The organism is Nostoc sp. DSM 114167 (assembly GCF_052692655.1).
In genome coordinates this window covers 8,379,827-8,395,636 of sequence record NZ_CP195116.1, presented here as the reverse complement: position 1 = coordinate 8,395,636, position 15,810 = coordinate 8,379,827, and the positions used below count along the sequence as shown (strand labels likewise).

At 40.6% G+C, this 15,810-nt stretch carries 4 protein-coding genes; all 4 read left to right on the top strand.

The genetic code is table 11. The features are described from left to right. Positions 1-34 precede the first annotated feature (34 nt). The 4 genes from NSTC731_RS35365 to panP all read left to right on the top strand — a co-directional run bounded on the left by NSTC731_RS35365 (position 35) and on the right by panP (position 15,806). Positions 35-4,786 (top strand): SDR family oxidoreductase, encoded by a 4,752-nt coding sequence (locus NSTC731_RS35365; protein WP_445629011.1) that lies wholly within the window; start codon positions 35-37, stop codon positions 4,784-4,786. Then, positions 4,783-9,438: an amino acid adenylation domain-containing protein gene (locus NSTC731_RS35360; protein WP_445629010.1), complete on the top strand. Its 4,656-nt coding sequence runs from the start codon at positions 4,783-4,785 to the stop codon at positions 9,436-9,438. Before NSTC731_RS35365 ends, NSTC731_RS35360 begins: the two co-directional genes overlap by 4 nt. A gap of 1 nt (position 9,439) precedes the next feature. Next, positions 9,440-14,002 (top strand): amino acid adenylation domain-containing protein, encoded by a 4,563-nt coding sequence (locus tag NSTC731_RS35355; RefSeq protein WP_445629009.1) that lies wholly within the window; start codon positions 9,440-9,442, stop codon positions 14,000-14,002. Between the two features lie 157 nt (positions 14,003-14,159). Continuing rightward, complete coding sequence (gene panP / locus NSTC731_RS35350) at positions 14,160-15,806, top strand: pyridoxal-dependent aspartate 1-decarboxylase PanP (RefSeq protein WP_445629008.1); 1,647 nt, start codon at positions 14,160-14,162, stop codon at positions 15,804-15,806. Positions 15,807-15,810 lie beyond the last annotated feature (4 nt).

The following is a 15,810-nucleotide window of genomic DNA, read 5'->3' as shown; positions in this document are numbered from 1 at the left end:
AACGAATAGAAAATTAATTAAAAGGATAAAAATTATGTCTAAATCAGTAGATTATTTAAGTGACAAAACAGGCTTAGAAATAGCTATTATTGGGATGAGTGGCTGTTTTCCCAAATCTCAAAATATTGAGCGATTTTGGCAAAATATTCGAGACGGAGTAGAGTTAATTCATTATTTCACCGCTCAAGAGCTAAAAGATTTAGGTGTAGATTCTGCCGATCTGACAAACCCTTATTATGTCAGGGCGGAGGGTGTAGTTGAAGGTATAGATTTGTTTGATGCTTCATTCTTCGGTATAAATCCCAGAGAAGCTGAAATTATGGACCCCGGACTGCGTTTGTTTTTGGAACATGCATGGACAGCACTTGAAAATGCTGGTTATAGTTCCGAAGCTTACAATCAGCCGATTGGAGTTTATGTGGGTACTAGTTTTGGCGGTTATTTACGTAATATTTATTCAAATTATGAAATTGTAGAATCTCTTGGTGAACAACAAATAGAAAAAGGAACCTCTGGAGCTTCCGTTACATTTGCTTCTTATAAATTAAACTTGCAGGGACCAAGTTATGCAGTTCAAACTACCTGCTCAAGTTCATTAGTTGCTTTACATTTAGCCTGCCAAGGTTTGCTTAGTGGCGAGTGTGATATCGCTTTGGCGGCTGGAGTCTCAATATCAGAAGCAGTCGGTTATGTATATCAGCAAGATGGAACCTCATCTCCTGATGGACATTGCCGTGCTTTTGATGTCAAGGCCAAGGGATGCCCGAGAGGAAGGGGTTTAGGTGTTGTAGTTTTAAAGCGTTTAGAGGAGGCGATCGCAGATGGTGACTGCATCCATGCAGTCATCAAAGGTTCCGCCATTAATAATGATGGAGCAAACAAAGTTAGCTACACTGCACCCAGCGTTGACGGTCAGGCAAAGGTGATTAGAGCGGCTCAGATTATGGCTGAGGTGGAACCCGAAACAATTACCTATATAGAGGCTCACGGGACTGCAACCGCTCTAGGCGACCCCGTTGAAATTGCTGCTTTAACACAAGCTTTCCGCAGCAAAACTCAGAAAAAGGGCTTTTGTGCGATCGGTTCTTTGAAAACCAATATTGGACATTTGGACGAAGCTGCTGGTGTTGCAAGTTTAATCAAAACCGTTTTATCGCTCAAGCATAAACAGATACCACCTAGCTTAAACTTTGAAGAACCTAACCCCCAGATAGATTTTGCTAACAGTCCTTTTTACGTTAACAACACATTGTCTGAGTGGAAAAGCAATGACGCTCCTCGTCGTGCTGGAGTTAGTGCTTTTGGTTTTGGTGGGACAAATGCCCATGTAATTTTAGAAGAAGCGACCATAATTAAACCCTCTAGCCCTTCTCGGTCTTGGCAGTTATTATTACTTTCAGCCAAAACAAATACAGCACTGGAAACTGCTACAGAAAATCTGGCTAATTATCTCCAAAAGCATCCAGATTTCAATCTCGCTGATGTTGCTCATACTTTGCAAGTGGGTCGCTGGACTTTGAACCATCGCCGCATGGTAGTTTGCCAAGACCAAGGAGATGCAATCAAAGCACTGCAAGACCCTCAAATGGCTTTCACCCATTACCAAGAACCTTGTAATCGCTCGATTGTGTTTATGTTTTCTGGACAAGGTTCGCAGTATGTAAACATGGGTCGGGAATTATACGATAGTGAAACCGTATTTAGAGAGCAAGTTGATTACTGCTGCGAGCTACTCATACCTCACTTAGAAGTAGACCTACGTACAATTTTCTACCCCTGTGAACAAAAAACTCAAGAAGCAGCACAAAAATTACAGCAAACAGCAATTATTCAACCAGCTTTGTTTGTGCTTGAATATGCTCTAGCCAAGTTATTGATGGCCTGGGGTGTGCGTCCTGAGACTATGATTGGTCACGGTGTAGGAGAGTATGTAGCTGCCACTGTAGCAGGAGTTTTCTCTTTGGAAGATGCCTTGGCAATAGTAGTTACTCGCGGAAAACTAATGCAGCAATTGCCTGGTGGTGCTATGCTCTCGATTCAGCTTCCAGAACAAGAGGTAGAACAACTGCTAGAAAAGGAAATCTCTCTAGCTGCAAGCAATGCACCTTCTTCCTGCGTGGTGTCTGGTTCGACAGAAGCGATAGACCAATTGCAACAGAAGCTACAACAAATAGGTGTAAGCTGTAGAAATTTGCATACTTCCCACGCCTTTCATTCTCAAATGATGGAACCCATCATTGAGACTTTCACTTGGTCGTTACAAAAAATAAAACTCAATCCCCCGAAAATTCCTTTTGTGTCCAATGTTAGCGGAACTTGGATTACCGTAGCAGAAGCGACAGACCCTAACTATTGGATTAGACATTTAAGGCAGCCAGTGCGTTTTAGCCAAGGGGTAACAGAGTTACTCAAACAGCCAGAGCAAATACTGTTGGAGATTGGCCCGGGAGGGACACTGAGTAGTTTGGCTAAACAACATCAAACAGATGAAGTGATAGCGTTAACCTCTATGCGACATCCTCAAGAGCAACAATCAGATGTAGCATTTTTACTCAAGACCTTGGGTAGACTTTGGGTAGTAGGAGTTCAAATTGATTGGTCTGGTTTTTACGTAGATGAAAAGCGTCATCGTCTACCCTTACCTACTTATCCTTTTGAGCGCAAGCGTTACTGGCTGGAGGTAAATCGAAATGCACTTCTGGCAATGAAGTCGCCAAAAACCTTAGATAAAAAGCCAGATATTGCTGACTGGTTCTACATTCCTCGTTGGAGAGAATCTACACCGCTTGAGCTTTTCCAAAAACAAAAGCTGGTAGAACAAAAGTTATGTTGGCTAGTTTTTGTTGATACCTATGGAGTGGGATCAGAAATTGCAGAAAGACTCAAACAACAAGGTCACGATGTGATTACCGTCAAAGTCGCAGATAATTTTGCGAAACTTAGTGACTGTACATATACAATTAATCCCCAACAGAGAGATGATTATGATATCTTGCTTCAAACACTACGAGAGCAGAATTGGACTGCCCAGGGAATTGCCCATTTTTGGGGCGTTACTCCCAACGATACTCTACACTCTCAAGAGCTAGACGAACAAACACAACATCAATTTTTTGAAGATTGTCAGCATCTCGGTTTCTGGAGTCTACTTTTTTTAGCACAGGCCTTAGGAAAACAAGATATTAGCAATTCTCTGAAGCTGATGGTAGTCACCAGTAATTTATATGATGTAACTGGCGAGGAGAAATTATGCCCTTCTAAAGCAACCGTATTGGGGCCATGTAAGGTAATTTCCAAGGAATATTCAAACATATATTGCCGTAATATTGATATAGTAGTCAATTCTTTAAAAACCCCACTAGGACAAAATGTTTTAGACAATCTGATCGCCGAATTTACAGCAGATCAAACAGATGAGATAGTTGCCTACCGTGGTTATCATCGCTGGATTCAATCCTTCGAGCCTGTGCATTTAGAACAGAGCATAGCTGATAAAACTAAGTTAAAAGAGAGAGGGGTTTACTTAATTACTGGTGGACTAGGCGGTATTGGTTTAGTATTAGCAGAACATCTAGCAAAGAAAGTGCAGGCTAGATTAGTTCTAGTTGCACGAAAGAGTATTCCCGAAAAAGATCATTGGCAAGAATGGTTGGCAACTCACGATCAACAAGATCGGGTTAGCCGGATAATTTGTAAAGTCCAAGTATTAGAGGCTCTTGGGGCAGAAGTTTTGGTAACCAGTGCGGATGTGACTAATTCCGAACAAATGCAGGCTGTGATTGCTCAGTCAACAGAAAAATTTGGTGTGATTAATGGTGTTATCCACGCAGCGGGTATTGCTGGTGGCGGTGTCATCCAACTTAAAACCCCGGATATAGCAAGCAAGGTACTCGCACCAAAAGTCAGAGGAACGATATTACTAGAGCAAGTTTTTCAGAATATTAATCTAGATTTCTTGGTACTTTGTTCATCCCAAAGTTCTATATTGGGTGAATTTGGACAGGTAGATTATTGCGCGGCTAATGCATTTCTTGATGTATATGCATATAATCAAGTTTCTAAATCTGGACGATTAACAATATCCATCGACTGGGATACTTGGCAAGAAGTAGGTATGGCAACGAAGATTATTTTACCAGATAATCTCAAATATCTAGCTGAAGATGTAGTTGCAGAAGAATTAAAAGAAGCAATAATGCCCCAAGAAGGCGCTGATGCTTTTGATCGCATTTTGGGAAGTGCCTTACCTCACGTTGTTGTGTCAACAAAAAATTTCTCAGATGTAATTAAGGAGAATCATTATTTCAATTTTCTGGAAGAAGGATTAAAACTTCTGGAAGATAACTCAGCTTCAGCTAGTATTTCCCAAGCAAACCATCCTCGCCCAAATCTAGGTAATGATTATGTTGCACCTAATAATGAAATTGAAGGAACTATTGCTCAAATCTGGCAACAGATACTGGGAATTAATCAAATAGGTATTTATGATAGTTTTTTTGATTTGGGAGGACATTCCCTATTAGCTACTCAACTTCTCTCTCGATTGCGTCAAGAGTTTCAAGTAAACCTGTCTCTGCATAGCTTTTTTGAAGCACCCACTATCATCGATCAAGCATTGATAGTTGAACAGATCCGAAGTTCGGGAGAAAGATATAGTATCAACATGATTGAAAGAATCGAGCGGAGTAATGGGCAACAGGTGTTGGCAAAGCTCGATCAAATTTCAGACCAAGAAGTTGAGTTACTGCTTAATAAGGTGTTAGCAGAAAAGGGAAGCGAGCAATGACCAGTAATCACGAGAAGATTAATGATATTTCACCAGAAAAAAAACGTGAGTTGTTGGCAAAATTACTTCAAGAAAAGGTTAGCCAGCTTCAGACTTTTCCAATGTCTTTTGGTCAACAACGACTTTGGTTTATAGAGCAATTACAACCTGGTAACTTTGCTAATCACATATCGGCAGCTTTGCGTCTTACAGGTTTCCTGAATCAAGCTGCATTATTGCAAACCCTGGATGAAATAGTGCGACGCCACGAAGTTTTGCGAACTACTTTCGCAACGATAGAAGAAAAACCTGTTCAGGTAATTATTCCTAATTTAAGCTTGAATTTACCTACCATCAATCTGGAGAAATTATCTGAGGTTGAGCAAGAAGCTGAAGTTAAAAGGTTAGTTATACAAGAAATTCAGCAACCCTTTAATTTGAGCCAAGCTCCATTACTGCGAGCTACTTTGCTGCGTCTCAAAGAAACAGAACACATTCTAGTGTTCACAATGCACCATATTATCTCTGACGGATGGTCAATGGGAGTACTGACTCAAGAAGTCGCAGTACTTTACGAAGCCTTCTCGAAAGGGCAACCTTCTTTGCTTTCAGAACTGCCAATACAGTATGTAGACTTTGCAGCTTGGCAGCGAAAACGGCTACAAGGAGAACTACTACAATCACAAATATCTTATTGGAAAAACCAGTTAGAGGGCGCACCAAAATTATTAGAGTTACCCACTGACTACCCACGACCTGCTGTTAGCAGCTTTCAGGGTGCCAGCTATTCATTTGAGTTATCTGATGATTTATATGTAGCCTTAAATAAATTGAGCCAGCAGCATGGAAGTACCTTATTTATGACCCTGTTGGCAGCCTTTCAAACATTACTATGGCGTTATACAGGTAGTGAAGATATTGTAGTTGGCTCGCCTATTGCTAATCGCGATCGCCCAGAATTAGAAGGATTAATTGGTTTTTTTGCTAATACAATTGCGCTGCGAACTAATTTGGCAGGTAATCCTACTTTTGAGGATCTACTAACTCGCGTGCGGACAAAGCTATTAGGAGCTTACGCCCATCAAGATTTACCTTTTGAGCAGCTAGTAGAAGAACTGCAACCACAACGAAACTTGAGCTACACGCCAGTATTTCAAGTAATGTTTGTGCTTCAGAATACACCAATGTCAGTTTTCGAGTTGCCTGGTTTGACTATAAGTCCCTTGACAATTGATAATGGTAGCGCCAAGTTTGATTTGACTCTAGAGATAACAGAAACACCACAAAAACTTTTTGCTAACCTCGAGTTTAATACAGATTTATTCGAGTCAAGTACTATTAAGCGGATGGCTGGACATTTCCAGATATTACTTAAAGAGATTATTGCCAATCCAAAACTACGACTATCAGAATTATCACTGCTAACAGAAGCAGAAAAACGTCAATTGCTAGTGGAGTGGAATGACACTCAGGTTAATTATCCTCAAGATCAATGCATCCATCAGTTATTCGAGGCTCAAGTAGAACGCACACCTGATGCGATCGCAGTGGTGTTTGCAGACCAACAGTTGAGCTACTGCGAACTCAACGCCAGAGCAAATCAGCTAGCTCACTATTTGCAAACTTTAGGAGTAAAACCAGAAGTATTAGTTGGGATTTGCGTAGAGCGATCGCTCGAGATGATAATTGGGCTATTAGCCATCCTGAAAGCAGGTGGTGCATATATACCATTAGACCCCAGCTATCCTCAAGAACGCATTGCATTTATACTAGAAGATACTCAAGCCCCAGTGTTTTTAACTCAAGAGTCGCTTCTTGAGGCGATACCGCAACACAAAGCTAAAGTGGTTTGTTTAGATACCGATTGGCAGACAATTGCCCAACAAACTCAGGAAAATTTATTATCTCTTGTAACTAGTCAGAACCTAGCTTATGTCATCTATACCTCTGGTTCAACAGGCAGACCAAAAGGTGTAATGATTCAACACGCAAGCACAGTTGCAATGTTGGATTGGGCAAACAAAACCTTTGCGATGGAAGCTATGCAAGGAGTTTTAGCATCAACCTCAATTTGCTTCGATCTTTCGGTATTCGAGATATTTGTTCCTCTGTGTTGTGGTGGCAAAGTGATTTTAATCGAGAACGCACTCTTGTTACCAACTTCGTCAGTAGCCTTAGATGTAACCTTAATTAATACTGTCCCAAGTGTAATTTCACAGTTATTAAAAACTGATAGTATTCCAACTTCAGTGCAGATTGTGAATGTTGCAGGTGAACCACTTCATAATAAACTTGTACAACAACTTTATCAGCAAGATAATATACAAAAAGTATTTAACCTATATGGACCTTCAGAAGATACAACTTATTCAACCTTTGCCTGCATACACAAGGATACCAGCAACACTCCACCTATCGGTCGCCCGATTTACAACACCCAGATTTATTTATTAGATCAAAATTTACAACCTGTTCCTGTAGGTGTAGCAGGAATGTTGTATATTGGTGGTGCAGGTTTAGCCCGTGGTTATCTAAACAATGCAAAACTGACTGCGGAGAAATTTATTCCCAATCCTTACGCCAACTTGCCAGGGGAACGGTTATATAAAACTGGAGATCAAGCACGCTATTTGCCTAATGGAGAGATCGAATATATTGGTCGCGTTGACTATCAAGTAAAAGTCCGTGGTTTTCGTATTGAACTGTTAGAAATTGAAGCAGTTATTATTCAACACCCAGCAGTCCAAGAAGCTGTAGTTGTGGTTAATTTTTCACAGACGGATTCTCAACAAATAGTTGCCTATATAGTTCCACAAATAGAGCAAACGCTAACGATTTCTGAATTGCGTGGCTTTCTGGAGTCAAAGTTGCCAAGCTATATGGTGCCAGCAGCTTTTGTCATATTATCAGCACTACCATTAACACCTAATGGTAAGGTTGACCGTAAGGCACTACCGACACCTGATACAACTAGACCTGAAGACAAAGAACTAGTAGCACCGCAGACAACCCTTGAAAAGCAGTTGGCTGGAATCTGGACAGAAGTATTAGGCCTGAAAAATATAAGTATAAACGACAACTTTTTTGGATTAGGTGGGGATTCGATTCTTAGCCTTCAAGTAATATCCAAAGCCAACCAAACAGGGCTGCACCTAACTCCTAAACAGATGTTTCAGTACCAAACTATTGCCCAATTAGCGACAGTAATTGGTGCAACTCAGAAAATTCAAGCTGAACAAGGAGTTTTAACTGGAGCGCTAGAGCTAATACCTATTCAACACTGGTTTTTTGAACAAAAGCAACCAGAACCACACCATTGGAATCAAGCTGTATTATTAGAAAGCAAACAGAATATTGACCCTGTGGTTTTAGAGAAAATTATAAAGTTTCTACAAATACATCATGATGTACTACGTTTACGATTTATACAAGAGGAATTTAGTACTCAAGCACTTATTGTTAGTCCTGATGATGTAATACCACTGACATGCTTTGATTTCTCAGCACTGCCAAAAGATCGACAATCGCCAGCAATAGAGGCAGCAGCAACTAAACTTCAAGCTAGCTTAAATCTGTCACAAGGGCCGTTATTCCAGGTTGCGCTTTTCAACTTGGGCGACAATCAACCCAACCGCTTGCTTTGGATTATTCACCACTTAGCTGTTGATGGTGTCTCTTGGCGAATTTTAATTGAAGATTTTCAAACAGCTTACCAGCAAATTAGTCAAGGCAAAGTAATTAAGTTGCCACCCAAAACAACTTCTTACAAACAATGGTCTAGCCATCTACAAAAATATGCACAAGCTTCAGCACTACTTTCAGAGCTAGACTTTTGGCTGAGAACACAATATCAATCAGTTTCGTCTATACCAAGAGATTTTCCTGATGGAAATAATATAGAAGAAACCACTTCTATGGTATCAGTATCGCTGTCTGTAGAAGAAACCCAAAGTTTGCTGCAACAAGTGCCAGCAGCTTACCAGACACAAATTAATGATGTATTGTTAACAGCACTTATACTAACGTTTAATCACTGGACGGGAGAAAATTCTCTACTAATTGACTTGGAAGGGCATGGGCGAGAAGAAATCTTTGAGGATGTGGACTTATCGAGGACTATCGGTTGGTTTACAACTATTTTCCCAGTACACCTAAAGCTGGAAAATGCCAACGAGCAAGGAAAAGTCTTGAAGTCGATAAAAGAGCAGCTACGAGCAATTCCGAATCGAGGTATTGGCTATGGATTACTGCGCTATCTTAGTCAGGACAAAAAAATAGCGGAAAAATTTTCCTCATCAAAGGCTGAAGTTGCTTTCAACTATTTAGGACAGTTCGATCAAGTTTTATCAGAATCATCTTTATTTAGCTTCGCACAGGAATCAAGTGGTTCTACTAAAAATTTGCACAGTAAACGAACTCATTTACTGGAAATTAACGGTGGTATTTATCAAGGAAATTTAGAAATGAATTGGTATTACAGTAATCAGTTGCATCGACAAACCACGATTGAGGTACTTGCTCAGAAGTTTATTGAGGAACTGCGATCGCTGATTGCTCATTGCCTATCTCCCAATGCAGGTGGTTTTACCCCTTCCGATTTCGCAGATTTTCAGCAAAGCCAATGGGATCAAACCGATCTCGATGCCATTACAGCAGCTATGGGGGATATCTAACATGGGTGTGCAAAACAAAAACATTGAAGATTTTTATCCCCTCTCGCCTATGCAGCAGGGCATTCTGTTCCATAGTCTTGCAGATCCTAAATCTGGCATCTATTTTGAACAATTTAGCTGGACTCTCCACGGAAAACTCAACGTTACAGCCTTTCATCGGGCATGGCAGCATATTGTAGAACGATATTCCATTCTCCGAACCTGCTTTGTTTGGGAAGGCTTAAAAGAACCAGTACAAATTGTGCATCGACAGGTGGTTTTACCGTGGCAGGAGTATAATTGGCAGGATCTCTCCCCAGAAGAACAACAACAAAAGTTAGAACTTTTCTTACAAAGCGATCGCTCTAGTGGCTTTGAACTTAAGCAGCCACCATTGATGCGCTTAACACTGATTCAGCTTTCAGATATTTCCTATAATTTTACCTGGAGTCATCATCATCTGTTGCTAGATGGCTGGTCTGTTGCCTTAGTTTTTAAAGAAGTCCTTGCTTGTTACAAAGCTTTCAGCAATGGTCAAGATTTATACTTAGAATCAATTCGCCCGTATCGAGATTACATTGTCTGGCTACAGCAACAAAACCTATCTGAAGCTGAGACTTTCTGGCGACAGATGCTTAAAGGTTTTACCACTCCGACACAGCTATCGGTGAATCAAAAAGCTAGAAAATTACTGACTCAAACAGATGGCTATGACGAGCGAGAAGTTAAACTTTCTGTAGTAACAACAGCAGCATTGCAGTCTGTAGCAAAGCAACACCAGTTAACGCTGAACACTCTAGTACAGGGAGCCTGGGCTTTGCTATTGAGCTGCTACAGTGGTCAAGAAGACGTAGTTTTTGGGGCAGTAACTTCTGGTCGTCCCCCTACTTTACCTCAAGCCGAGTCTATGGTAGGGCTGTTTATCAACATGTTACCGATTAGAGTACAAGTATCACCGAAAGAATTTCTTTTGCCTTGGCTTCAGAAAATCAAAGATCGACTAGTTGAAGCACGGCAATACGAGTATTGTCCATTAGTGAAAGTCCAAGAATGGAGCGAAGTTTCCAAAGGTGTATCTCTGTTCGAGAGTATATTAGTTTTTGAGAACTATGCTGTAGATCCTTCCTTACGGCAGAGGGATATAAATTTGCAGATAGAGGAATTTCATAGCTTTGAAAAGACTAACTATCCGATAACCCTAAGCGTGAATCCAGGTGAGGAGTTGTTGCTCAATATTACTTGCGATGACAGCGATCGCTTCGACACTGACACTATCACCCGGATGCTAGGACATTTACAGACTTTGCTAGAGGGTATGTCCACCAATCCACAGCAACGTCTTGGTGAGTTATCGCTCTTAACAGAAGATGAGCGACATCAGTTACTTGTGGAGTGGAATCAAACTCAGGTTGAATATTCTCAAGATCAATGCATCCATCAGTTATTCGAGGCTCAAGTAGAACGTACACCTGATGCGATCGCAGTGGTGTTTGAAGACCAACAGTTGAGCTACTGCGAACTCAACGCCAGAGCCAATCAACTAGCATATTATTTACAAACTTTAGGAGTAAAACCAGAAGTATTAGTCGGGATTTGTGTAGAGCGATCGATCGAGATGATAATTGGGCTATTAGCTATCCTCAAAGCTGGGGGAGCCTACGTACCGATCGATCCAACCTATCCACAGCAGCGATTGGCACTGCTGCTAAATGATGCTCCACTTACAGTATTACTTACACAACAGTACCTACTAGCACAACTACCACCACATACAGCAAAAGTCATCTGCTTAGATGACGATATTAATTGGCAAGCCGGATCGTCAGCAATCAAACAAAACCCTGTAAATCAAACCACCCCTGCAAATCTAGTCTATGTGATTTATACATCAGGCTCTACTGGCACACCTAAAGGTGTCACTATTGAACATCAGTCTTTGGTAAACTTTGTCCAAGCAGCGATCGCACAATACCAACTACAAGCACAAGATCGGATCTTGCAATTTGCCTCCATCAGCTTTGATGCCGCTTGTGAAGAAATTTTTCCTTGTTTACTACACGGTGCGACTTTGGTATTGCGAACTGATGAAATGTTGGTTTCGATCGAAACTTTCTTAGAAAAATGCCAACAGCATTGCATATCGGTTTTAGATATACCTACTGCTTTTTGGCATCAGATAACTTCAGAACTTGCAACATCAGCATTAAAGCTACCAGAATCACTGCGCCTAGTTATTATTGGTGGCGAAAAAGCTTTACCAGATAAAGTTAACATTTGGCAACAGCAAGTAGAATCAGGCATACGTTTGATTAATAGCTATGGGCCGACAGAAACCACAGTAGTTGCTACAGTTTGCGACCTGACAACTGTAGAAGGGGAAGTGCCGATTGGCACACCGATCGCTAATATGCAAACTTATGTGTTAAATACTGATTTACAACCGGTTCCCATCGGTGTTTGGGGCGAATTGCACATTGGAGGAATTGGCGTAGCCAGAGGTTATCTGCACCAACCAGGACTAACAGATCAGAAGTTTATACCAAATCCTTTTAGCGATCGCCCAGGTTCTCGTCTTTACAAAACAGGCGATCGGGTACGCTACCGCAGCGATGGTCAAATTGAATTTAGCGATCGTATTGACAACCAAGTAAAAATTAGGGGCTTCCGTATTGAGCTAGGGGAAATAGAAGCACTCATCAACAAACATCCATCTGTTACGGAAGCAACAGTGATTTCTAGGAAAGATGTGTCAGACTACGAGCAGTTAGTGGCTTATGTAGTTGCTAATACATCTGATGTTGTAAAAGAGCAGACATCAGCAGTTGATTTGAACACTCAACAAGCCTCGCAGTGGCAGGCAGTTTTTGATAGCCTTTACAACGAGTTAGACTCAGAACAACAGTCAGGTTTTTATATCAAGGGCTGGGAAAGTAGCTATACAGGCTTGCATCTCCCTGATCGAGAAGTACGTGAATGGATGGATCAAACAGTTGAGCGGATTTCAGCTTTGCAACCAACCCACATCCTAGAAATTGGTTGTGGTGGTAGCGGTCTAATGCTTTTACGTTTTGCTCCTTATTGCACACAATACTGTGCAACTGATATTTCGCAAAATGCTCTAAACATTCTCCAGCAACAATTAAGCAACTTAGGGCAAAATTTGTCAGAAGTGAGTTTTATCCAGAAAGGAGCAGATGACTTCACTGGTATAAATACAGATACTTTCGATGCTGTCTTTATAGTCTCAGTAGCCCAATATTTTCCAAGTGTTGACTACTTATTAAAGGTGTTGGAAGGTGCTGTAAATGTAGTAGAGCCTGGAGGCTTTGTATTTCTAGGAGATGTTCGCAATTTTAGCTTACTAGAAGCTTTTCACACCTCTGTTCAACTACATAAAGCACCAGCCTCTCTCTCTGTAGAAAATTTACAGCAACTTGTGCAAAAGCAAATATTTGCAGAGAAACAGTTAGTTATCGATCCGGCCTTTTTTATCGCCTTAAAGCAGCATCTGCCCAAGATTAGTCATGTAGAAATTCATCTGGAACGCGGGCACTTTCATAATGAGTTGACTAAATTCCGCTACGATGTGATTATCCATGTAGGACATGACAATCCTTCAGTAGATATTTCATGGTTAGATTGGCAGCAAGCAAAGCTGACACTTGCATCTGTCCGCCAATTACTTATAGACACTGAGCCGGATATTTTAGGAATTGTTAATGTGCCTAATGCTCGTGTCTTGCCAGATATAAAAGCTCTAGAATTACTCAAAAAGTCCAAAGACTTAACAAATGTTAGTGAGGTACGCCAAGCTCTTCAGGCAATAGCAACAACTGGCGTAGACCCCGAAGAATTATGGGCTGTTAGTGAAGAATTACCTTATATCGTCGATATTAGCTGGTCAGACGATAGTGTCGATGGTCAATACCAGGTAGTATTCAAAAAGCGCACTGTAGCATCACAAATAAAGCCTATAATGGTGGCTCCTCCTGGCAGTGGAAAAACAGCTAGCTCTCAAACTTGGAGTGATTTTACTAATACTCCACTACAGCAGATGTCTAATACTCAGGTTGTGTCTCAATTACGGCAGCATTTAGAGGCAAAGCTGCCGAACTACATGATGCCGTCAGCGTTCGTGATGCTAGATGCACTACCACTTACACCTAATGGTAAGGTCGATCGCCAAGCATTGCCTGCACCTGGTACCACAAGAGCTAAATTAGAAGCAGCTTATCAGCCACCCGAAACCGAAATAGAAAAAACTATTGCTAGTATATGGCAAGAAATACTGAATGTTGAGAACGTGGGAATTCATGACAATTTCTTTGAACTTGGTGGTCATTCATTGCTATTAATTCAGGTTCATAGCAAGTTGCAAAAAGTATTTCAGGGAGATTTCACCTTGGTTGATATGTTTGAATATCCGACTATAAGTCACTTGGCTAAATATTTTAGTCAGGAATCTAGCGAAGAAACACCTGTTTTACTAGCTGCTCATTACCCAAAGAGCAGAACGGCTTCAATACAGCGGCGAAAACAAGTTAGAAAAGAGTATCGAGAAGCAACAAAGCAAAAAGATGTTTAGTCTCAACAAGGCATTGAAGAAATAAGGGCGATCGCTAGAAGATGGATACCTTATAAAATCGAACATTTTAGAAAGTGCTCATAACACTTAAAAAAAAGAAGGCAAAACCTTCTTATTTCAAAAATGAAGTATAAAAATTTATTGCAACAAATACAATATGACATCGAGCAGCCAAGAAATGCTAAACAAGAATTACCTTTTTGAATCTGAACAGGTATTACATGATGGGATAGAGGAGCAAGTAATGCAAATGTTTGCTTCATTCAATCAGGTAAACTCTATTGAAAAACAAATAGATGAAATAACTGATAATATTTCTCAAGATTTTTTAAGCAATATTGACTCTAATACCAATATTGATTTAGACTCACTACTAGAAAAGTTTTCTGATAGTAAAATTCCACTTCAGCCCACTAACTTTGAGGGCTATCTCAAGTACATAGGCAATAATCTTGTTGCTCATTCAATACATACATCTTCGCCACGATTTATTGGTCACATGACCTCGGCACTTCCTAGTTTTGTACGCCCTTTGGCTACACTCATGACGGCAATGAATCAAAACGCCGTCAAAATAGAGACAGCTAAAGCCCTCACCTTTTGTGAACGTGAGGCTTTGGCTATGTTGCATCGACAGATTTATAATTTTTCTGATGGTTTTTACACTCAACATATTCAAAACAACCTCAGTACACTAGGAATCTTAGTTTCTGGTGGAACAGTGGCGAATATCTCAGCACTTTGGTGCGCGCGAAATGCTTCACTAGGGCCAAAAGATGGATTTCTCGGCGTAGAAAAAGAAGGTTTAGCAGCTGCTCTAGATTTCTATGGCTACAAAGGAGCAGTAATTATTGGCTCTGACTTGATGCACTACTCTTTTGATAAAGCTGCGGATTTGATGGGCATTGGTACTCATAGTTTGATGAGAATCCCTGCTGACTGTAATAATCGAGTTAACTTACAAGCACTGCGCCAAACTGTTATAGACTGTCGTAACCAAAACTTACTAATTATCGCAATTGTAGGGGTTGCTGGCACAACAGATTCAGGTGGAGTTGATTCCCTTAAAGATATTGCGGAGATTGCACAAGAAGCCAATGCTCATTTTCACGTAGATGCTGCTTGGGGTGGCCCGCTGATTTTTTCTGAACAATATCGGTATAAGCTTGCTGGTATAGAAAAAGCTGATTCAGTCACTATTGATGGACATAAACAACTATATTTGCCAATGGGTATTGGTATGGTCTTTTTCCGCAACCCCTATCTAGCTTCTTCAATCGAAAAACAGGCTAGCTATACCATGCGTAAGGGATCGTTTGATTTAGGTAAACGTGCTTTAGAAGGTTCTCGGCCGGGCATGGCTTTATTTTTACACGCTGGTCTAAAACTGATTGGGCTTAAGGGATATGAGTTTTTAATTGATGAAGGAATCCGCAAAACTCAATACATGGCTGCTCGGATTTCGGCGATGCCTGAATTTGAATTGTTGGCAGAACCTGATACTAATCTATTAATCTATCGCTATATTCCAGAGCAATTTAGAGGGCTGATTGCCAAAACACAGTTAACAGAAACAGATAATAAGATTATCAATAATTTTAATGAATATTTACAAAAAATGCAGCGTCATATCGGTCGTACTTTTATCTCACGAACAACAAAAATAATTATTAGCTTGGACAAAGAAATTCCTGTAATTGCCATGCGTGCAGTAATTGCTAATCCATTAACTACTGAAGAAGATATTGAGGCTGTTTTAAATGACCAAATTCAGATTGCTGCTGAAATTTCACTGTCATATTGAACAA

Coding starts and splice junctions, on each gene's coding strand:
- NSTC731_RS35365 (WP_445629011.1), top strand. CDS start 35: ATGTCTAAATCAGTAGATTATTTAAGTGACAAAACAGGCTTAGAAATA.
- NSTC731_RS35360 (WP_445629010.1), top strand. CDS start 4,783: ATGACCAGTAATCACGAGAAGATTAATGATATTTCACCAGAAAAAAAA.
- NSTC731_RS35355 (WP_445629009.1), top strand. CDS start 9,440: ATGGGTGTGCAAAACAAAAACATTGAAGATTTTTATCCCCTCTCGCCT.
- panP (WP_445629008.1), top strand. CDS start 14,160: ATGACATCGAGCAGCCAAGAAATGCTAAACAAGAATTACCTTTTTGAA.